At 67.9% G+C, this 20,181-nt stretch carries 22 protein-coding genes; 14 read left to right on the forward strand and 8 right to left on the reverse strand.

From position 1 onward, the window contains the following. Nucleotides 1-13: 13 nt before the first annotated feature. On the forward strand, nucleotides 14-1,024 hold the full coding sequence (locus ABZY89_RS15375; RefSeq protein WP_355228469.1) for a VWA domain-containing protein: 1,011 nt from the start codon (nucleotides 14-16) through the stop codon (nucleotides 1,022-1,024). Between the two features lie 237 nt (nucleotides 1,025-1,261). Continuing rightward, nucleotides 1,262-2,113 (forward strand): trypsin-like peptidase domain-containing protein, encoded by an 852-nt coding sequence (locus tag ABZY89_RS15380; protein ID WP_355228470.1) that lies wholly within the window; start codon nucleotides 1,262-1,264, stop codon nucleotides 2,111-2,113. Nucleotides 2,114-2,127: 14 nt separating this feature from the next. On the opposite strand, the gene ABZY89_RS15385 is transcribed toward ABZY89_RS15380, so the two are convergent. Further along, nucleotides 2,128-3,036, reverse strand: coding sequence for an EamA family transporter (locus ABZY89_RS15385; RefSeq protein ID WP_355228472.1), 909 nt, complete (start codon nucleotides 3,034-3,036; stop codon nucleotides 2,128-2,130). Nucleotides 3,037-3,142: 106 nt separating this feature from the next. Here ABZY89_RS15385 and ABZY89_RS15390 point away from each other — a divergent pair, with 106 nt between their 5' ends. Then, nucleotides 3,143-3,985 carry a LysR substrate-binding domain-containing protein gene (locus tag ABZY89_RS15390; RefSeq protein ID WP_355228655.1) on the forward strand — a complete coding sequence of 281 codons (843 nt, stop codon included), beginning with the start codon at nucleotides 3,143-3,145 and terminating at the stop codon, nucleotides 3,983-3,985. 22 nt (nucleotides 3,986-4,007) lie between these two features. Here the strand turns inward: ABZY89_RS15390 and ABZY89_RS15395 are convergent, their stop codons facing one another. Next, a complete protein-coding gene (locus ABZY89_RS15395; RefSeq protein WP_355228474.1) occupies nucleotides 4,008-5,693 on the reverse strand; it encodes an alpha/beta-hydrolase family protein in 1,686 nt (561 codons plus the stop codon). Then, on the reverse strand, nucleotides 5,668-6,222 hold the full coding sequence (locus ABZY89_RS15400; RefSeq protein WP_355228476.1) for an LURP-one-related family protein: 555 nt from the start codon (nucleotides 6,220-6,222) through the stop codon (nucleotides 5,668-5,670). The genes ABZY89_RS15395 and ABZY89_RS15400 overlap by 26 nt, the downstream gene beginning before the upstream one ends. A 107-nt stretch (nucleotides 6,223-6,329) precedes the next feature. Between ABZY89_RS15400 and ABZY89_RS15405 the strand changes: the two genes are divergently transcribed. From ABZY89_RS15405 to ABZY89_RS15415, 3 genes are read left to right on the forward strand one after another with little or no spacing between them, the layout of a single operon-like run. Beyond that, complete coding sequence (locus tag ABZY89_RS15405; protein WP_355228478.1) at nucleotides 6,330-7,784, forward strand: basic amino acid/polyamine antiporter; 1,455 nt, start codon at nucleotides 6,330-6,332, stop codon at nucleotides 7,782-7,784. Nucleotides 7,785-7,812: 28 nt separating this feature from the next. Then, the gene (locus ABZY89_RS15410; RefSeq protein WP_355228480.1) at nucleotides 7,813-9,063 is read left to right on the forward strand and encodes an arginine deiminase; all 1,251 of its coding nucleotides are present in this window, start codon (nucleotides 7,813-7,815) and stop codon (nucleotides 9,061-9,063) included. Between the two features lie 17 nt (nucleotides 9,064-9,080). Beyond that, complete coding sequence (locus tag ABZY89_RS15415; RefSeq protein ID WP_355228481.1) at nucleotides 9,081-10,145, forward strand: lysylphosphatidylglycerol synthase domain-containing protein; 1,065 nt, start codon at nucleotides 9,081-9,083, stop codon at nucleotides 10,143-10,145. Nucleotides 10,146-10,158: 13 nt separating this feature from the next. Here ABZY89_RS15415 and ABZY89_RS15420 read toward each other — a convergent pair whose 3' ends face one another. Further along, nucleotides 10,159-10,332, reverse strand: a complete 174-nt coding sequence (locus ABZY89_RS15420; RefSeq protein ID WP_355228483.1) for a CsbD family protein — start codon at nucleotides 10,330-10,332, stop codon at nucleotides 10,159-10,161. Next, entirely contained in the window at nucleotides 10,329-10,559 is a 231-nt protein-coding gene (locus tag ABZY89_RS15425) for a hypothetical protein (RefSeq protein ID WP_355228485.1), read from the reverse strand. Before ABZY89_RS15425 ends, ABZY89_RS15420 begins: the two co-directional genes overlap by 4 nt. Before the next feature lie 93 nt (nucleotides 10,560-10,652). On the opposite strand from ABZY89_RS15425, the gene ABZY89_RS15430 reads away from it, so the two are divergent. The 3 genes from ABZY89_RS15430 to ABZY89_RS15440 all read left to right on the forward strand — a co-directional run bounded on the left by ABZY89_RS15430 (nucleotide 10,653) and on the right by ABZY89_RS15440 (nucleotide 12,930). Next, entirely contained in the window at nucleotides 10,653-11,471 is an 819-nt protein-coding gene (locus tag ABZY89_RS15430; protein WP_355228487.1) for a MerR family transcriptional regulator, read from the forward strand. Beyond that, nucleotides 11,468-11,827: a VOC family protein gene (locus ABZY89_RS15435; protein ID WP_355228489.1), complete on the forward strand. Its 360-nt coding sequence runs from the start codon at nucleotides 11,468-11,470 to the stop codon at nucleotides 11,825-11,827. Before ABZY89_RS15430 ends, ABZY89_RS15435 begins: the two co-directional genes overlap by 4 nt. A 125-nt stretch (nucleotides 11,828-11,952) precedes the next feature. Continuing rightward, a complete protein-coding gene (locus tag ABZY89_RS15440; RefSeq protein ID WP_355228490.1) occupies nucleotides 11,953-12,930 on the forward strand; it encodes a serine protease in 978 nt (325 codons plus the stop codon). A gap of 26 nt (nucleotides 12,931-12,956) precedes the next feature. Here ABZY89_RS15440 and ABZY89_RS15445 read toward each other — a convergent pair whose 3' ends face one another. Continuing rightward, nucleotides 12,957-13,211, reverse strand: a complete 255-nt coding sequence (locus ABZY89_RS15445) for a hypothetical protein (protein ID WP_355228492.1) — start codon at nucleotides 13,209-13,211, stop codon at nucleotides 12,957-12,959. Between the two features lie 360 nt (nucleotides 13,212-13,571). Here ABZY89_RS15445 and ABZY89_RS15450 point away from each other — a divergent pair, with 360 nt between their 5' ends. The 5 genes from ABZY89_RS15450 (at nucleotide 13,572) to ABZY89_RS15470 (ending at nucleotide 17,900) form a co-directional block, all read left to right on the forward strand. After that, nucleotides 13,572-15,080 (forward strand): LPXTG cell wall anchor domain-containing protein, encoded by a 1,509-nt coding sequence (locus ABZY89_RS15450; RefSeq protein ID WP_355228493.1) that lies wholly within the window; start codon nucleotides 13,572-13,574, stop codon nucleotides 15,078-15,080. A 316-nt stretch (nucleotides 15,081-15,396) separates the two neighbouring features. Then, complete coding sequence (locus tag ABZY89_RS15455; protein ID WP_355228495.1) at nucleotides 15,397-15,978, forward strand: hypothetical protein; 582 nt, start codon at nucleotides 15,397-15,399, stop codon at nucleotides 15,976-15,978. Between the two features lie 108 nt (nucleotides 15,979-16,086). Next, nucleotides 16,087-16,233, forward strand: a complete 147-nt coding sequence (locus tag ABZY89_RS15460) for a hypothetical protein (RefSeq protein ID WP_355228497.1) — start codon at nucleotides 16,087-16,089, stop codon at nucleotides 16,231-16,233. A 414-nt stretch (nucleotides 16,234-16,647) separates the two neighbouring features. Then, nucleotides 16,648-17,142 (forward strand): hypothetical protein, encoded by a 495-nt coding sequence (locus ABZY89_RS15465; RefSeq protein ID WP_355228499.1) that lies wholly within the window; start codon nucleotides 16,648-16,650, stop codon nucleotides 17,140-17,142. Beyond that, nucleotides 17,139-17,900, forward strand: coding sequence for a hypothetical protein (locus ABZY89_RS15470; RefSeq protein ID WP_355228500.1), 762 nt, complete (start codon nucleotides 17,139-17,141; stop codon nucleotides 17,898-17,900). The genes ABZY89_RS15465 and ABZY89_RS15470 overlap by 4 nt, the downstream gene beginning before the upstream one ends. A gap of 20 nt (nucleotides 17,901-17,920) precedes the next feature. On the opposite strand, the gene ABZY89_RS15475 is transcribed toward ABZY89_RS15470, so the two are convergent. Together ABZY89_RS15475 and ABZY89_RS15480 are read right to left on the reverse strand one after the other, a co-directional pair. Beyond that, nucleotides 17,921-18,589: a hypothetical protein gene (locus ABZY89_RS15475; RefSeq protein WP_355228502.1), complete on the reverse strand. Its 669-nt coding sequence runs from the start codon at nucleotides 18,587-18,589 to the stop codon at nucleotides 17,921-17,923. A 107-nt stretch (nucleotides 18,590-18,696) separates the two neighbouring features. Next, nucleotides 18,697-20,166, reverse strand: a complete 1,470-nt coding sequence (locus ABZY89_RS15480) for an oligopeptide:H+ symporter (RefSeq protein WP_355228503.1) — start codon at nucleotides 20,164-20,166, stop codon at nucleotides 18,697-18,699. Between the last annotated feature and the right edge of the window lie 15 nt (nucleotides 20,167-20,181).

Consider the following 20,181-nt stretch of genomic DNA (forward strand, 5'->3'; position numbering starts at 1 on the left):
GAAGGAGCCCTCGATGAGACTCACCCAGCCCCTGTTCCTGCTCGCGCTGGTCCCGGTCGCCCTGCTCGCCATCGGCTACCTGGTGATGCAGCGCCGCCGGATCAAGTACGCCCTCCGGTTCGCCACCGCGCCCATGCTCGAGCGCCTCGTCCCCCACCGTCCACGCTGGCGCCGCCACCTCGCCGCCGGCCTGGTCGTCGGTGCCCTGGCCCTGCTGGCGGTCGCCACCACCCAGCCGCAGGTCCGGGCACAGGTGCCGTACGAACGCGCCACGATCCTGGTCGCCATCGACACCTCCGCCTCGATGTCGGCCGAGGACATGCCACCCAACCGTCTCGAGGCCGCCAAGGCAGCCGCCGTCGACTTCATCGAGCAGCTGCCACCGCGCTACAACGTCGGGCTCGTCAGCTTCTCGAGCAGTGCCCGCGTCGTCTCCAGCCCGACCACCGACCATGCCCTGGTCACCCGGAGCGTCGAAGGTCTCGGCCCACCCGACGGAGGCACCGCCATCGGCGAGGCCGTCTACTCCTCGGTCAACGACCTGCGGCAGATCCTGGACGAGGCCGCCGCAGGCGGTCCGTCCGCCTCACCCTCGCCCGACGGCTCCGAGGACTCCGAGGACGGCACCGACGAGAGCGGGTCCCCGGCCCACCTCGTACTCCTCTCCGACGGCGGCAACTCCGCAGGTCGCAACCCGGTGGCCGCGGCCGAGGCCGCCAGTGAGGCGGGGCTGCCGGTCTCGACGATCGCCTACGGGACGGAGGGATCCAGCGCCGCACTGCCCGGCGGACAGTCGGTCGAGGTCCGCGAAGACACGCTGCGCGAGCTCGCCGACACCACCGGCGGCGAGTTCTACCGCGCCTCCAGTGCCGACGAGCTGCGCGAGGTCTACGACGACATCGGCACCCTCGTCGGCTACCACCTCGAATACCGCGAGATCACGGTCTGGATCGTCATCGGCGCCATGGTCCTCGCCTTCGTCGCCGCCGCGCTCTCCCTGCGCTGGTTCGCCCGGCTCATCTAGCCACCCCGAAATCCAGGACTGGAAGGCACTCTCGTGAACGACACCGCATCGCCGGGGCCCGGCCTCGGCCGACCCACCGGACCCCAGCAGTGGACCGTCTCGGCGCCGCCCGCCCGCGCCCTCCGCCCGCTCCAGCCCCCGCCACCACCCCCGATCCGACCAGTCGCACCCCCGCCGGCACCACCGTCCGCGCCGAGCCCGACCCCCCTGTCGGCGCCCCCTCCGGCGCGACGTGTGGTGCGTGACCGCTACGGCAGGGTGCGGCTGGTCGCCCCACCACGCTCCCCCGACGATGCCCCTCCACAGGGCCGGTCGACCGGTGCTCACCCGGAGCCGCCCGCCGCGCTGGCCAAGCGACCGCGACGTACCCGCACCGTTACGCTTACCCTCGCGGCGGCCGTCGTCGCGGGCGCGGCGACCAGCGGCGCGATCACCCTCATCGCTCCCGACCGCGAGCCCGGCGCAGGCACCATCGCCGCGCCGGCCCCAGACCCCCAGGGAGGGGCGCCGACCAACGCCACCGAGGCCGCCGCCCAGCGCATCCTGCCCAGCGTGGTGCAGGTCCGGGCCGGCCGCGGCACCGGGTCCGGGGTCGCCATCGACGGCGTCGGCCACGTGGTCACCAACGCCCACGTGGTCCAGGGCTCCGACTCGGTGAGCCTCGTGCTCGCCGACGGCAGCACCACCTCGGGCCGCGTCATCGGCAGCGACGAGCGCAACGACATCGCGGTGATCGCCACCAGCCCCAATGCCGTACGCGCCGCCACCATCGGTCAGAGCGGCAACCTCCGGATCGGACAGCCCGTGATCGCCGTCGGCTCACCGCTCGGCCTCAACGGCACCGTCACCTCCGGCATCGTCAGCTCACCCCACCGCTCCTCCGGATCGAGGCCCGAGATGATCCAGACCGACGCCGCCATCAACCCCGGCAACTCCGGCGGCCCGCTGGTCGACCTCCAGGGCCGCGTCGTCGGGATCAACACCTCCATCGCCACCCTCGGCGGCCCCAGCGGCAACATCGGCATCGGCTTCGCCGTCCCCATCGACCGCGTACGCACCGTCGCCCAGGACCTGATCAGCCAGGGCTAAGCGCGAAGGCGGGACTAACCGCACAGGAGCGTCGTCTCCGCGGCGCTGTGTGGAGTCTCATCAGCCGGGCCAGACGGACTGCGGCCTCCGGCACGCTCTGCTCCGACGCCGGCCGCGACCACGAGCCCGATCCCGAATACCGCGATGAGGTTGGGCACCTGATGGAGAGCGACGAACCCGATCACCAGCGCGAGCGCCGGCTCGAGCGCCATGAGCGTGCCGAAGGCACCGGCGGTGAGGCGACGTAGCGCCAGCATCTCCAGGGCGAAAGGCACCACCGGCACCAGAAGGGCCAGCCCCAGGCCGGCGAGCACCAGCTCCGGGGTGAGCTTTCCCACGATGCCAGGTCCGACCACGACGGTGGCGACCACCGCCGCGACCGGCATGGAGATCGCGAGCCCACCGATGCCGCTGACCGCATCGCCGATTCGCTGGGTCAGCAAGATGTAGGACGCCCAGCACGCGGCCGCACCCAGGGCGAAGGCGACACCCACCACGTCCACGGCGCCATCCCACGGCTGGGTCAGGCACAGCACGCCACCGGCGGCCACAAGGGCCCACGCCCGGGCGATGCCGCGGCTGCGGAGGACGGCCACCCCGAGCGGCCCCAGGAACTCCAGCGCGGCGGCCGTGCCGAGCGGTAGCCGGGTCAGAGCCGCCATGAACAGCAGGGTCAGGCCGGAGGTAACCACGCCGAGAGCGACACCGGCCAGGAGCGTCTCGCGTCCGAACGACGAGAGACGCGGCCGGACGAGGACGAGAAGCAGCAGAGCCGCCCAGGACAGGCGCAGCCAGGCGACGCCCGTCGGGCCGAGCTGGTCGATCAGGCCCACAGATGCCGCGAGCCCCAGTTGTACGCAGAGCATTGCCGCCATTGCCATGGAGGTGCCGGTACGAGCGGAGCGTGGAGCTGTGGTGGTCATGCCGTCCAGTCGACCCGATGAGATACGTTCGTGTCCACGTGACATTGCTGGACATTACGTTCATGAATCCGAAACGATAGGTCCTGTGGACGTACGTCGGCTCCGGATGTTGCTCGAACTCTCTCGCCTCGGCTCGATGCACGAGGTCGCCGCCGAGATCGGCACCAGTACGTCCAGCGTGTCCCAGGCCATCGCGGCGCTCGCACGGGACGTCGGCACAGACCTCATCGAGCCGGATGGCCGGCGCGTACGCCTCACTCCGGCGGGCCATCGTCTTGCCGAACACGCCGTCACCATCCTGGCGGCAGTCGATGCCGCTCGTCTCGACCTCGACCCGGACGCGGAGCCGGTCGGCGTGCTCAGGGTGGCTGGCTTCGCGACCGCGATCCGGCGCTCCCTCATGCCCGCGATCGACGGTCTCCGGCACGCTCACCCCGGACTCGAGGTGCGGGTGCACGAGCACGAGCCGCCCGAGGCACTGGCACTGCTCGCGCGCGACGACATCGATCTCGCTCTTGTCTATGACTACAACGTCGCCCCGGCCTCCTGGCGCAGCGACCACGACACGGTGGCGCTGTGGGAGGTCGAGTGGGGCCTTGGAGTGCCGGCGCACGAGCCGCGTGCTCCGCTTGCGACCTACGCCGACCGAGACTGGATCGTGAACTCGCGCCACACCGCCGACGAGGAGGTGCTGCGCACGCTGGCGTCGATGGCGGGATTCACGCCCCGAGTCGTCCACCGAGTCGACGCCCTCGAGCTCGTGGACGACCTCATCCTCGCCGGTCACGGACTCGCGTTGTTGCCGCGCGGACGCACCTCCCGGCGGGGCGTCACGGTGCGGCCCTTGACCGACCCCAGAGTGCGACTGCGCGCTTATGCCGTGACTCGCCGAGGTCGCGACCGGTGGCCACCTCTACGTGCGGTCCTGAATCGACTGCCCCACGTCTGACCGGATCTGGCAACGCCACGCCTCATCTCAGCCACACCCGGTTGCCGATCACCGCGGCCAGCTCGTCGGTGCGCTCATCTGTCCATCCCTGGGGCGGCAGGATCTCCGCCCAGGCATGCACCGGTGCGGTGCCGAACTGATGGCCCTGCCCGCGCGGCACCGAGTTGGCCGAGAACTGGTCGACTCCGAGCTGCAGCATCGTCACGCCAGGGATCCAGCGTACGTTCGGGGAGACGCCGCGGCCGCGTTCCTCCTCCAGCCAGTCGGGGCGGTCCAGCGCCAGCGACGGCGACCACCAGGTGATGGGGTCGTTCGCGTGCTGGAGATACCCGATCCGGGTGCCGTCCCAGGCCCCGGGCAGGTCCCACTCCTCGGGCTGGTCGGCGAAGCGTACGATCTCGCCGTCGTCCAGGATCGGCAGCACCTGCGGGGTGCCCGGCTCGCGTTCCTCGGTGAACCGGCTCCAGAGCCGGTTGTCGGCGGTCGGGCCCACGAACAGGGCGCCATCGGTGCGGGTCGCGAGATCCTGCGCTCCGCTGAAGGCGGCCTCGCCGCCGAAGCTGCCCAGGCTCTCCCCGCTCACCACCAGCAGCGGACGTTCTGCCTCGGGGATCTCCAGCCAGCGACCGTAGACGGCGTCGAAGAGCGCCAGGCCGGCATCCTGCGCACGCTGGCGGTCCAGGACGAAGGACATCCAGCTCGGGAGGTAGGAGTACTGCAGGCTGACCGTCGCCGTGTCGCCACCCCACATGAACTCCAGCGCCTGGGCCTGGTTCTCGTTGACCCAGCCTCTGCCCGTGCCGGTCACCACATTGATCACCGCGCGGTCGAAGCCACCGAGCGCGTCGAGCTCGGCCACCGCGGCCTGAGCCTCGTCGCGGATGTCGACGCCTTCAGGACCGGCCCCGATGTAGGCGCGCACCGGCTGCCGGGCAGGCTCCCGGGTGAACGCGCCGATGTCCGCGGCGGTCGGCGCGCTCGCGATGAAGACCCGTCCCTGGCGGCCCAGGTCATCCCATGCCTGGGACGAGGCCGGGCCGGCCGTGAGCTCGGGCTCCGTGGGCGCGGGTACGTCGGTCCTGAACTCCTCGTTGATCGTGGCGAAGCTCGAGTCGAGCGCTCCCAACAGCCGGCTGCCGCCGACCCCGATGGCCAGCTCGTAGATCAGGACTGCAGCGATCAGGCCGCCGATCACGGTCGATGCGGCGGCGGGAAGGAAGCGGCCGACGAACCGGCCGATCGAGCCGCCCAGCGCCCTGATCCCCCGTGACAGTCCGAGCAGCAGCGCGAACAGGACCGCGGTGATCAGCACGGTGAGCACGAGGTGCCAGAAGCCCACCCGGTCTACACCGACCAGGTCGCGTACCTCGTTCTCCCACCGCAACGACAGCCCCAGCACGATCAGGGTGCCGACGACGGCGATGCCGGCGAGAACCCGCCAGGCGATCACCCGTGCCCGGCCGGTCAACCGGCCACCGCAACTGCGGACCAGCCATCCCGCCAATGCGCCCGCGCCGTAGCCGGCCAGCATGCACAGCGCGGTGAGCAGCGCCTGGAAGAGCGCTGTCCGCGGCATCAGTGACGGCGTCAGCGACGCCCAGGAAAGCACCACCGTGCCGGCCGTCGCCGCGAACGGCGCTCGCAGCTGCCTTCGCAACCGCTTCCGCAGCACGTCGACCGCGTCACTTCTCGGGATGAACCATCGCATCGACCGCGACGGTCACGGCCAGGATGAGGGCTGCGTCCTCGCCGGGTGCGACCTCGACACCGTAGGTGTCCCGGACGCGGAACCACTTCTTGGACACCTCGGCGATCTTGCGTCCGTCGGCCTCGATGTCGTACTCGTGGTCGACGATGTTGCCCTGCACCGTCCAGTCCTCACCCTGCTCGCGGTCGACCTTCCAGCGGTCACGCAGGGGCGAGATGAGCGCCTTGTGCACGAGGGCGAGCTTCTCGCCGTCGGCGTCCTCGATCGCCATCGAGTCCCGGATGTGCAGGACCCTGGTCTGGATGCGGCAGATCTTGTTGCCGTGGGCATCCTCGAGATCGAACGTGTCGCGCAGCCTCAACGCCTTGCCGTCGACGCGGAAAATGCGGTCGCCGTCCTCGTTCTCGATCCAGTAGTCGTCACCGATGGAGATCATCTTCTGGCGCATCTGGAAGCGGTGGGCGCTCCCGCCGCGCCCGAAGGCCTCGCGTTCCTCTTGGCGCTTCTCGCGTCGGTCTCGAAAGCCCATCATTGTCTCCCTTCACAGGACCATCCCAGCGTCGTCGCAGGCGAAGCGGGGCGGATCACACGTTCCGGGTGAGGTGGCCGGATCGGATCGGACATCAGATCAAGGGCATGAGTTCTGACTCTGCCACCACCGAGGCCCCCGCTGCAGCGAAGATGAGTCTCCCCACCCTGACCGCGATGGTCGTGGGTGGGATGGTCGGCGCCGGGGTCTTCTCCCTGCCGGCCCGGTTCGGGGTCGCCACCGGCATCCTCGGCTCGCTGATCGCCTGGGCGATCGCGGGCGCCGGGATGCTCATGCTGGCCTTCGTCTTCCAGAGCCTCGCGATCCGCAAGCCCGAGCTCGACTCCGGTGTCTTCATCTACGCCAAGGCCGGCTTCGGCGACTACGCGGGCTTCAACTCCGCGATCGGCTTCTGGGCGAGCTCCATCGCCGGCAACACCTTCTACTGGGTCTTCATCGGCGCCACCATCGGCGCCTTCTTCGACGGGTTCGGTGACGGCGACACGGTGCTCGCGGTTGCGCTCTCGACCGTGGGCGTGTGGCTCTTCCACTATCTGATCGCGCGCGGCGTCCGGGACGCAGCGGTGATCAACCGGATCGTCACGATCTTCAAGGTCCTGCCGATCCTGGTGTTCATCGTGGTCCTCTTCATCTCCTTCGACGCCGGAGTCTTCGCCGACAACTGGGTCGCCACCGGCTACGGCGATCTCGGTAGCCTCGACGAGCAGATCCGCAACACGATGCTGATCACCACCTTCGTCTTCATCGGCATCGAAGGGGCCAGCGTCTACTCCCGGTACGCCAAGAAGCGCGAGGACGTCGGGAAGGCGACCGTGCTGGGCTTCCTCAGCGTGCTGTCGATCTTCGCGCTGGTCACCCTCTCCAGCTACTCCGTCGTCCCACAGCCGGAGCTGGCCGCCACCCGGCAGCCGTCGATGGTCGGGGTCTTCGAGTCGGTGGTCGGCGACTGGGGCGAGGTGTTCATCAGCGTCGCGGTGATCGTGTCCGTCCTGGGCGCCTACCTCGCCTGGACGCTGATGGCCGCGGAGGTCATGTTCGTCCCGGCCCGCGCCGACGACATGCCCGCCTTCCTGGGCCAGGAGAACCGCAACGGCACCCCGATCACCGCGCTCGTGGTGACGTCGCTGGGCGTCCAGGCGCTCCTCGCCCTCACACTGTTCGTCAACGACGCGCTCAACTTCATGCTCGATCTCGCCACCAGCCTGGCGATCCTGCCCTACCTGCTCGCCGCGGCGTACGCACTCAAGCTCGGCCTGACCGGCGAGGCGTACGAAGGGGTGCCGGCGCGCGTACGTCGCAAGGAGACGATCGTGGCCGGCATCGCGACGGCGTACACGTTCTTCCTCTTCGACGCCGCTGGGCTGAAGTTCGTGCTGCTGATGACGCTGATCCTCGCGCCGGCGTCGCTGCTGTACATCAAGGCACGCAGCGAGCATGGCAAGCGGATCTTCAGTCCCACCGAGATCGCGCTGTTCGGCGCGATCCTCATCGGAGCGGCGCTCGCCGTCTTCGGCCTGTGGTCCGGCCGGATCTCCCTCTGACCTCCCGTCCCCAACAGAAAGGCATCTCATGTCCGAGCAGGAGCCCGCGTACGGCGTCCACTCCGAGGTCGGCAGGCTCAGGAAGGTGCTCGTCTGCGCACCCGGCCTGGCCCACCGCCGGCTCACCCCCAGCAACAACGACGAACTGCTCTTCGACGACGTGATGTGGGTCGAGAACGCCCAACGCGACCACGCCGACTTCGTGAACAAGCTGACCCAGCGTGGTGTCGAGGTCGTCGAGCTGCACGACCTGCTGGCGCAGACGCTCGCGGTCGCCGGCGCCAAGGACTGGATCCTCGACCGCAAGATCGTGCCGAACCAGGTCGGTCTCGGACTGGTCGACGACACCCGCACCTACCTCGAGTCGGTCTCGGACCGGCAGCTGGCGGAGTTCCTCATCGGCGGTCTCGCGACCAACGACCTGCCCGGCGACTTCCGCTCCGACTACGTCGGCCTCGCCCGGGAGTCGACCGGTGCCCGCGAGTACCTGATGCCGCCGCTGCCGAACACGCTCTACACCCGGGACACGACCTGCTGGCTGTACGGCGGACTGACCATGAACCCGCTCTACTGGCCGGCGCGCAAGGACGAGACGCTCCTCTACAAGGCGATCTACCAGCACCATCCCGACTACGTCGGCTCGACCGTGTGGTGGGGCGACCCCGAGCAGGAGTGGAAGCAGGCCAGCTTCGAGGGCGGCGACGTGATGCCGGTCGGCAACGGGGTGGTGCTCGTCGGCATGAGCGAGCGCACCTCCCGCCAGGCGATCACCCAGGTCGCCAAGGCCCTCTTCGAGCAGGGAGCCGCGGAGAAGGTGATCGTCGCCGGGATGCCGAAGCTGCGCGCCGCGATGCACCTCGACACCGTGTTCACGTTCGTCGATCGCGACATCGTCACGCTCTATCCGACGATCATGGACGCCGTACACACCTTCACCCTGGTGCCGTCCGACAAGGCGCCCGGGGTCGAGGTGATCGACCACGGCGACGCGGCCTTCGTCGACGTCGTGGCGCAGGCGCTCGGGCTGCCCGAGATCCGGGTGATCGACACCGGCGGGGACGTCTACCAGTCCGAGCGACAGCAGTGGGACAGCGGCAACAACGCGGTCGCGCTCGAGCCCGGCGTGGTGTTCACCTACGACCGCAACACGCTCACCAACACGCTGCTGCGCAAGGCCGGGGTCGAGGTCATCACCATCGTGGGCGCCGAGCTCGGCCGGGGCCGCGGTGGCGGACACTGCATGACCTGCCCGATCAGCCGCGATCCCGTCGAGTTCTGAGTCATCGCGGCCGCGCAGTGAGCACACCGGAAGACCCCGACGTCAGCGACGCCCGCCCCGGACGTCGCGCCTGGATCACCCGAATCGTCCTGCTGGTCGTGGCCGCGCTCAGCACCGTCACCGTCGTACGCCTGGTCGGTCGGGTGGACTGGGAGGCTGCCCGGGACGCGCTGACGCACCTCAGCTGGTGGCATGCCATCGTGCTGTTTGTCGTCGTACTGGCTCGTCAGATCCTGCTGGCGATGCCACTGAGGTTCTTCATCCGCGGCGTGACCTTCTACCGGGCCACCATCAACGACCTCGGCGCGACGCTCATGTATCTCATCGCACCACCACCGGCCGACATCGCGCTCCGGGTCGCGATGTTCAAGTCGTGGGGCGTCAGCCCCGCCAAAGGCCTCGCCGGCACGGTGATGAACTCGCTGACGTTCTACGTTGCGAGATTCTCCGCCCCGCTCGTCGGGTTCGTCCTGCTGCTCGCCATCGGCGAGTCCCCGTCGTTCCGGTGGCTCGAGCTGCTCAGCATCGCGATCGCGGTCGCCGTCCTCGTGACCGTTCTCATGGTCGTACGCAGCGACGGGCTCGCGCGCGCCGTCGGAACCCGCGCCGGACGGATCGTCCGCCGGTTCCGGAAGTCGGTCGACCCCGATCGCTGGGCCGACGTGTGTCAGAACTTCCGTGCCGACATCGCCGAGCGGTTCCACAGCGGGTTCCCCCTGGCGGTGCTCTCTCAGGCCGGCATGATGGTCGTCGACCTCGCGGCGCTCGTACTGTGCCTGCGCTTCGTCGGGGTCACGGCGAACGAGGTGGGCGTCGTCTGGATCGCGATCGCCTACCTGTTCGCCTTTCCGTTCACCGTGTTCCCCCTCTGGGGGATCGGCATCGTCGACGCCCTCATCCTCGCCGCCCTGGTCGAAGCCGGTGGCCTCGAGGTCGAGGCGGCGGCCGTGGCCGGGCTGATGGTGTGGCGGGTGTTCACCGTGGCCGTGCCGGTGCTGCTCGGTGCCGTCGCCGTCGGGGTGTGGCGGCGCGAGGTCGCCGTGGCCGATGCCTCCCCGGGTGCCCCCACGCGTTCCGGGTGAGGCGGAGAGACTGCTACTTCTTGAACTTGTCCTTGACGTCCTCGACGGTGTTCTTGGCCGAGGCCTTGGTCTGATCCATCTTCCCCTCGGCCTGGAGGGAGTGGTCGTTCGTCGTCTTCCCAGCAACCACCTTGGCCTTGCCGAGAGCCTGCTTGGCGGCGTTCTTGGCCTTGTTGATCATGCTCATCGTCGGTCTCCTTCGGTTGTGTCGTAATAGATGGTGAGGGGTTCAGGGGCGCGGTCAGCGCACGCGCACGTTGTACTGTCGCCGAGGTTTGCCGCGCCGGGGCAGATCGCGGCGGCGTCGGTGATCGACGCGGTCGAGACGACGGGGTCGATCCGTCCACGCAGCAGGATCACCGGTCGTGACCGGATGGTGACGACCGCTCCGGTGACGCCGGTGAGGGCAGTCATGTTCCCGAGCCTACCCCCGGAGGTATCGGCGATCGAGCTCTCCTGGGCGATGGCGGTTGCCTCTCCCCCTGGGGGAGGCCCGAGGATGGCCGCATGAGCGACCCACTGATGTCCATCGGGACGTTCTCGCGCGCCGCCAGCCTGTCCATCAAGACGCTGCGCGCCTATCACGCCCAAGGCCTGCTCACCCCGGCCGCCGTGGATCCGGAGACCGGCTTCCGTCGGTACGCCGCCGGGCAGCTCGCGGACGCAGCCGTGATCCGTCGGCTCCGCGCGCTGGAGGTTCCGCTGGCCGACGTCGCCACGATCCTGAGAGCGCGTGACCCGGAGGTCACCGCGGCGACCCTCGCCCGCCATGCCGACCAGATGCGCGAGCGCGCGCGACGGGTCGAGCAGATCGTCCACGACCTGCACGCGGCGCCGCCGGAGTCCTGGACCCCGCCGCGTCTCGCCGAGCTCCCCGCGATGCGCGCGGTCGCGGTGACCGGCGTCGTCCACGACGGCGCCTACGACGACTTCCTGGAGGCGGCGTACGCGCGCCTGGAGCAGGCCTGCCGGGACGCGGGTGTCGAGGTCACCGGCCCGTCGTCAGCCTTGTACGACGCGGAGTTCCTCGACGACGCCGAGCAAGAGGTCACCGCGTACTTCCCCGTGGACGTGGACGTCGCCCCCGCTGGCACGACCCTGCTGCACCTGCCCCCGGTCACCGCCGCGGTCGTCACCCACGCCGGGGACCACGAGACCCTCCCCGACACCTACGGGCTCCTCGGCGCCTGGGTCGCCCACCACGGCACCCCGACCGGGCAGCCGCTCCGGGAGGCGTACGTCGCCAACGTCTCCGACGGCGTACCGCCGTCGGCCTATCGGACCGACATCGTCTGGCCGCTCACCCCTCGAAAGGACACTCCATGACACTGACCCTTGCCGCGATCAGCTTCGACTGCTCCGACGCGCTGCGTACCGCCACGTTCTGGGCCGCCGCGCTGGACCGGAGGCTCGACGAGGGCAGCACCGACGAGTTCAGCTCCATCGGCCTGAAGCAGCCCACGCCCGGCGCAGCGGCATGGCTGTTCGCACGCGTTCCCGAACCGCGCCGGGCGAAGAACCGCGCTCACCCCGACCTCATCGCAGAGGATCGGCCCTCGGAGGTCGCTCGCCTGGTCGAGCTCGGCGCCACGGTCGTCGACGAGCACGACGAGTTCGGCATCCAGTGGACGGTTCTGCGCGACGTCGAGGGCAACGAGTTCTGCGTCGCCACCGCGCACTGAATACCACCCCTCGTATCAGGGCCTGCTGCTACCGCTCCTCGATAGTGAGGCTTCGGCTGTCGTTCTGGAAGGTCCGGAACCTGGAGCCCACAGGGGGAATGATCATGAACAACGAAGATCTGTTCATGGCACAGTCAGAGGCGGTGCCGGACGAGCTCTCGGCCGTGGCCGACTCGAAGGCATCGGCCGAGGAGGACTTGCTCGGCCGGGAGAACGTGGTCGGCGTCGGGGTCGGCCTCAAGATCACGAACGGCGAGCAGACAGAGACACCGAGCGTGATGGTGCTGGTCAGCCAGAAGATGCCGACCGAGCTGATCAGCAGTGCGGACACCATCCCGGACACGGTCGACGGCAAGCCGACCGACGTCATCGAGGTCGGGCACCTGTTCGCCGGCGGGAGCCAGCAGCTCATGGAGACCCAGGAGGTCGACGCCCAGACCTTGGCGACCCGGATCCGTCCGGCTCGACCGGGATTCAGCGTCGGGCACTACAAGATCACCGCGGGGACGATCGGCGCGGGCGCGTACGACCTGCGTACGTTTCCGGGGATCCCGCCGCGCTACTACATCCTGAGCAACAACCACGTGCTCGCGAACTCCAACGACGCCAGTATCGGCGACCCGATCCTGCAGCCCGGCCCGTTCGACGGTGGAACGGCGCCGGCGGACGTGATCGGCCGGCTGGCCCGGTTCGTGCCGATCAGGTTCGACGGCACCTGCAACTCCGTGGACGCCGCGGTCGCGGAGGTTCCGTTCCACGTGATCGACCGCGACATCTACTGGAACGGCTACCCGGCCACGGCTGCCAAGGCGGCGACCGTCGGGATGCTCCTCAAGAAGACCGGCCGCACCACGAACTTCACCACCGGCCGGGTCACCGCCATCGCGGCGACCGTGAACGTCAACTACGGCGGCGGCAAGGTCGCGAAGTTCTGCAACCAGATCATCACCACCAACATGTCGGCCGGCGGCGACTCCGGCTCGATGGTGCTCGACCTGCAGAACAACCCGGTCGGGCTGCTCTTCGCGGGATCGAGCGTGGCGACGATCCTCAACCCGATCGCGCTGGTCCAGCTCGCCCTTCAGGTGCGTGTCTGGCCGTGATCGGCTGAAGGGCCCCGGAGATGCCGTCAGCCCTCGGTTCTGAAGGCGTCTCCGGTCTCCACCCGCACCGGCAGGCCCTCGCACTCCTGCGGCAAGGACCGCACCGCGGCCGAGGCCGGGTCGAGGGCGTAGACCACCACCGCCGGTCCCCCATCCTCGGCGGCACCGATCGCGACACCCGCGATGCCCTCCCCGATCCACTTCTCGGCAACCGTCAGCGCTCGCCGTGACCGCTCATCGAGGGATGGGATCTCGGCATACAGGTCGTCGTCGGCGCTCATACGCCCAGGCTACGCCGCTATCCGGCGCCGCATCGGCAAGGGCGGATACCGCCCGTCCTGGTCCCAATCCGGGTCGGGCAACGCAGGGTCGAAGGTCCCGTCTACCCCAATATGGGGTAGGTGAAGAGAATTCCCTCAACCCGCTGAGACAGCCCCGGGAGACGCTCCTCTCACAGGCCTCGCCGGGGCGGCCCACGCGCCGCACTTGCTCCTCGGTTTCAAGAGGTCCGCACAATCCACCCGAGATCGGCCCAGGCCGACCGCGACAGGCATCTCTGTCCGCCCGCCCGGTCTCGGGTACCTCAGCCCTGCCTGCTCACCCCTGGCACGGACCACAGCGCCCCATGAAGGAACCAACCCATGAACATGCACAACTCCACCAAGATCGGCCTCGCGGCTGTAGCCGTTGCCGGAGTCGCCACGGTCGCGGCAGCCTCTGGGGCTCAGGCCGCGCAGGACTGCAAGACGACCACCGTGACCTCCCAGGTCAAGGTCGCCGACGAGAAGGAGACCACCACCGTCACGCCTGCGGTCACGCACGTGGAGCACACCGATGCGCTGTCCCACGAGGAGTCCCGCTTCTCGAAGATGGTCAAGGGTGAGAGCCACGAGGCTGTCACCGAGGACCAGTTCCGCAACTCGGTCTACGCCCGGACCTACACGCCCGGCACCGACGCGGTGACCAACACCATCGAGCACCCGGCCGAGACCCACACGGTCGTGCACCCGGCCCAGACGCACACGGTCGAGCACCCGGCCCAGACGCACACGGTCGAGCACCCGGCCGAGACCCACACGGTTGTGCACCCGGCCGAGACCCACACGGTCGAGCACCCGGCCGAGACGCACGTCGTCCACCACGAAGCGGTCACCCACGAGGAGACTCGCGTCCAGAACCGTGGCTACGCCTACAGGCAGAAGGAGACCGGCAAGGTCCGCTACCTGAACACGCCTGACTGGAACGGCGAGGACGAGCACGGCGACAAGGGCTGGGTCCGCTTCGCCGGGGGCGACCTGACCGAGACCGTCACCGTCGTGGACCAGGAGGCGTGGGACGAGACGGTCGTCGACAAGGAGGCCTGGACCGAGACCGTCGTCGACAAGGCGGCCTGGACCGAGACCATCGTCGACAAGGAGGCCTGGACCGAGACCATCGTCGACAAGGAGGCCTGGACCGAGACCATCGTGGACAAGGAGGCCTGGACCGAGACCGTCGTCGACAAGGCGGCCTGGACCGAGACCATCGTGGTCGAAGAGGCCACTCCTGCCGTCTTCGGCGCGTGGCAGTGGGACCACTTCACCACCTGGACCACCACGTCGGGCACCCCGGCCGATGAGGACGCTCAGGATGGCGACGACAACCCGCTGAACCTGTCCCAGATCGGCGAGCAGTACGAGCAGACCGTGATCACGAAGGAGGCCTACACCGACCCCGACGTCACGCTCTACTTCGTCGAGGACGGTGAGCCGACCACGAACCTGGCCGACGCATCCTGGACCGCCGAGGAGCCTGAGGGTTGGGACCTGGTCGACACCCGCACGGTGGAGGACAGCCCGGCATCGGACGTCACCGTGGTGGACTCGCCTGCCTCTTCGGTCACGGTCGTCATCCCGCCTGTCTACGAGACCAAGACCAACAAGTCGGAGAAGTGCGCGGCGGTCGTCAAGGACGCCAGCACCAAGGGCGCCAGCACCAAGGCCGCCAGCACCAAGGCCGACTCCGAGGTCCCGACCCGGATCGATGCCGGTCTGGCTGGAAACCTGCCGAACACGGGCGGTCCGAACGGAGTGCTCCTCGCCGTCGGCGGGCTGCTCGCCGGCATCGGCGGCATCGGGGCCTTCCTCACCCGTCGCCGGAAGAACGCCTGACATCGCTCGCCGTTCCGACCCGGCGGGGACCGGGTGGTGGTCACATTCGATGGAAAGTTCCTCGACTACCACTGGTGAGGACCCCTCGCGGCCGGGTGGCCGCTGTTCCGGGCGAACGAATTTTCGTTCGCCTGGAACACCCTTCGGACGCGTACGTCGAAGAGATCAGTGCGCGCCGGCCATCAGCCGCCGGATGGGCCGGTTGCCGATGAGCAGGACGCCGACGACGACCGATGCGAGTCCGATCAGCGGCACCGTGTGCTCACCGCTCGGCATCAGCAGGAAGACCCAGAACGCGATGCGTCAAGATCACCCCGTGCCCGCAATCGCCGACCTCGTGTCGAGGATCACCTCCGTCACCACTCGCCGCCGGCGGGATCTCTGCTGTCCGGACCTCGCCGAGCACCTCGAGTTCGACTGTCACCTCCACCGGGACCCACTCGATTGCGCCGATGCCGTCGTCTTCCGCGACGACAGCGGCAGGATCGGCCTCCCAATCCATGACGGCGGATCCAGCTATATCGCCATTCAGCACTGTCCTTGGTGCGGGAGCCGGCTCTTGAGGCAGCCGGTGGCAAGACCGTCCACCTCAGATCGACGGCATGTCCGCGAGATCAGCTGCCGTGTTCACAGTCCCGAACAACTGCGCCAGATTCTGGAACGGGTCTCAGACTGGGACGGCAGCGACTTCACGGAGATCGAATGGCGCTCCTTCCTTGAAGGCATGGAAGGAGCGGACAATGATCGGGAGTTCAAATACCCGATGGGCGGCTGGTTCGACCTCACGGCGTACGTCGCCACGCCGCCCGATGCTGGACACAGCCGGCTTCGATTCGTCGGCGAGATCGACGACATCCTTGCCGCTCGAATCGAGACGCTGATCGAAGTCCTGGGATGACTCCCCCACTTCGGCATCTCCTGGAAACGATCGGGACCGAAGTTGCGTACCGCTGGACTTCGACCCGCTGGACGTTGCGCGCGTTCCGCCTGCGTGCGACAGGCCGCCATGGCGCGTTCCAGCACCCAGCCCGCACTCCAGTTGCACGAGTACGCCGAAATCCTTCAGCGCCACCACATGGTCATCAACGAGATCTCCGGCAACACTCCGGTCGACGAACTCATCGTGATCGCGACAGACTGGGGGCCCACGTGATCTCGCCGCAGGATGGACGAGGCGACGGCTACCTTCCTCATGGCCTTGGAAGAAGTTCAGCGACCCTGACGATGGCTTCACCAACTACTTCTGGGTCGCATCCCGACTCAGCCGTGCGCAGTTAGATGCCGTCCTCATCGCGGTCACCGACGACGAGGGCCGAGCAATCGTGATCGACATGACGACCACCTGGCTCTACGCCCCTTACGACGGCGGAGCTGATGCGCATCTTCCGACGACTCGTGCGCGCGACGCACTGCAGGATCTACATCCCGACTGGCTCCCTCCAGCGTTCTGAGGCATGCGCTCACGACCACACATCTCGCCCGGACTGCATCGACGGCATGCAACGAAGCCTGGCCTGTGAGCACATTGAGATTGTGGCGCTGGGCCGGGGACAAGCATCATCGGCTCATGCCGGATCTTCGCTGGGACGAGGTCAAGGACGTCTTTGATCCAAAGCTGATGGGAGCTCTCCCAGACCTCTTCGTTCCTGACACGACTGTCGATGATTGGCAGGCCCTCTTGAACTTGGTGACCACGAGCGGTTGGACGTGGAAGTACGAATCGGGCGACACAGAAGAGCCGTTGCCCTCTGCCGATATCGTGCTCGCGCGACCGTCTGACGCAGAGGCGGCCTACCTCAGGGTCTGGCCAGTCCCCGGTGTGCTTGCGATCTTCCGGTTCACGTCTGTGCACGAGATAGATTTCGACGTCGACCTCCGCGAACTCGAAGGCCAGGACGGGGTCGACAGCCTCTGTTCGTTCATCCGTGTAATCGGGCGCGGCCTCGGCAAACCGGTTCTGATGACGAACGAGGGAGGTAGCGAAGAGCATCCGGTTCTTGGCTATGACCCGGTGAAGGACAAAGTGACAATGCTCGCCGACGACTCGGCGGTCGACCCATGAGGCGTTTGACACAGCCAGAGGCCATCGTTCAACTGGAGTGGCTCGCAGATCAGCCGGAAGACGAGCGCATGACGGGCTATTCTCCCGCCAGCTGGGAAGCCGAGACCTGGGTCCTACATTCGATGTACGAGAGTCCCGATCTGCACGGCCTCGGCACTCACGACGACGTACGTCGACGTGCCCTTGAAGGTGGCGAGGCGACACCGGACATCGTCGGGGGCATCAATCTGGATGACGTCACCACGTCGACTGGCACGCCACTTGGTTTCAGCACAAAACCGGGACCTCCTTGGCAGCGGCTGACGTGGTCTTCTTACCTCTCCCGATTCCCAGAGTTCGGCCCGAACCGCTCGTATCCGCCATGCTTCCGATGGTTCCCCGCTGGAAGTTGGCCTGCCGCTATCGAGCCCCCGACGGAAGGATCGCTGGACGAGGACGCACTCCACGCCCTGATAGCGATCCTGGCCGATGCACCTAGCATCACCCCCGAACCTTGGTGTTTCGCGTTCTACGCGGCACTGCCGGCGAGTGACTTCGACGACCTGCACATCTGGCAAGTCCGTATCAACGAGATTCCTTCTTTGCTCAGCGTGTACGGCGGCGACTACGAGTTCACTCCAACGAATCTTTGGTCCCCGGATCGGTCGTGGTTCATCTGGACGGACTACGACCTTCAGGCGACCAGGATCAGTGGCCGCCGAGAACTCGTTGAGCAGGTCGAACAGCACCCGACGCTCGAGTCGACAACCTGGCCCTAATGGCACGTTGACTTTGGGATCTAACCGATATCGCGATAGCGAATGCGGCTGATTCCTTGGAGCTCTCGGGAGAGGCCATCAGCCAGTAGCATGCCGTCGGCAGCGAAACCTTGCGGATCGGACATCTTGGAACGCGACGGATCGCTCCTGTTCAGGCTTGCGTCGTATCGCGCAGCCCACGCATTCAGTTGCTGGACCAAGCGCCTCGTGATCGGGAGCGACTCAGGATCGATGTTCCGCCCTGTCTCGTCATCCCAGGTCGGCCAGCAGTCGTAGTCGGACATCACGCGGATTGCGGCTGGGACATCGAGCGGGTGGTGCCGGTGCCAGACGGTCAGGATCTTCTGAGCGAGCGCCGTGTACTTGGAGGGGCTGCCGGCCAGGTCAGCGTCGAACCAGCGCACGAACTCTTGGTGGACCAACTCACGGAGTTGGTCGAGGTCGTTGACCTCTGGAAGCCGTAGCGCGATCGACTGCGCCTCCGCTGCGTACTCGTCGGTGTTGGTCTCGAAGTTGAGACCGATCGGATCTGCCTCGAAGAGCACAGCCGTGAGTTCATCGACGAGAAGTTCCCGACCGTCGAGTGCAGCAAGTCGGTGCTCCCGTGCCGCTCGCACCTCCGCGGCCACCCGTTCCCATTCCGCGTCTCCGTTGGGCGATGCCTCCGGTCTCCGCCACCAACGCGCCATGAAGAAGCAGCCTGCCATCCAAGGCCCATCGCCGCACGCCGGCCGCGGAAACCGACCCCGCAGATCTCAGGGCAGTCCAGCGGCCGGCGGCGCGCAGGCGAACAGGATCAGTGCACGCCCGCCATCAGCCGCCGGATGGGCCGGTTGCCGATGAGCAGCAGGACGCCGACGACGACGGAGGCGAGCCCGACCCACCAGAAGAAGCCGGTGTCGTCGTTGACGTCGTAGAACTCGGCGAGCCGGCCGGACATGGCGGTGCCGAGGGCGACGGAGAGGAAGAACAGCGCCATCATCTGGGTGCGGAAGCGCTCGGGGGCGAGCTTGGTAGCAAGCGAGAGACCGACCGGGGAGAGCAGCAGCTCGGCGAGGGTGAAGAGCAGCAGGATGAACGCGAGGCCGATCAGCGGCACGGTGTGCTCACCGCTCGGCATCAGCAGGAAGACCCAGAAGGCGATTCCCATCAGGATCGTGCCGATGGCGAACTTCACCGGCGTCGACGGCTGACGGGAGCCGAGCTTGGTCCACAGAGCCGCGAAGACGCCGGAGAGCAGGATGATGAAGACCGGGTTGATCGAGTTGACCCAGGAGACCGGCATCTCCCAGCCGAAGATGTCTCGGTCCAGGCGCTGGTCGGAGTAGACCACCATGACCGTGAACTGCTGCTGGTAGAGCGACCAGAAGACCGCGGAGGCGACGAAGAGGGGCACCATCGCCCACACCCGGCTCCGCTCGATGGCGGTGACCTGGCTGCTGAGCAGGATGACGGCGAAGAGCGCGACCGCAGCAACAGCGCTGATGCCGATCACGATGTTGGCCAGTCGAGGCGCGGTGATGACACCGGTCACGCAGAGCACGACGATCGCCGCCACGGCGGCGACGGCGATGGCGATCCAGCGCCCACGCTCGGCCGCGGGAAGCGGGTTGGGGACCACGCGGCTCTCGGCGGGAAGCCTGCTGCGGCCCAGGGCGTACTGAATCAGACCGAAGATCATGCCGATCGCGGCCAGCCCGAAGCCGACGTGGAAGCCCCACTGCTTCTGCAGCAGCCCGGTCAGCAGCGGACCGACCAGCGCGCCCAGGTTGATGCCCAGGTAGAAGAGAGAGAAGCCGGCGTCGCGGCGCTCATCGTCGGCGGCGTACAGGGTGCCGACCAGGGACGAGGCGTTCGCCTTCACCCCGCCCGAGCCGAGCGCGATCAGCACCAGCCCGACCCCGACTCCGGCGATGCCGGGGATCAGGGCGAGGCCGAGGTGACCGAAGACGACCAGCCAGGCGGAGGCGAAGAGCGTACGCTCCGCGCCGAGCAGGCGGTCGGCGATCCAGGCCGCGATGATCGTGGACAGGTAGACCGCACCGCCGTACGCACCGACGATCCCGAGCGCGACCGTCTCGCTGATCCCGAGGCCGCCCTCGGCCACGGAGTAGTAGAGGTATATCGCCAGGATGCCCTGCATGCCGTAGAAGCTGAACCGCTCCCACAGCTCGACACCGAACAGGTTGGCCAGTACGCGCGGCTGGCCCAGGAAAGACCGGTCGCCGGCTTCGCCCGCGACGGTCTCACTTTTAGCTTGACTCATTACTTCAGGTTCACA

The sequence above is a fragment of the Nocardioides sp. NPDC006303 genome (genome assembly GCF_040613175.1).
Taxonomy (GTDB): Bacteria; Actinomycetota; Actinomycetes; order Propionibacteriales; family Nocardioidaceae; genus Nocardioides.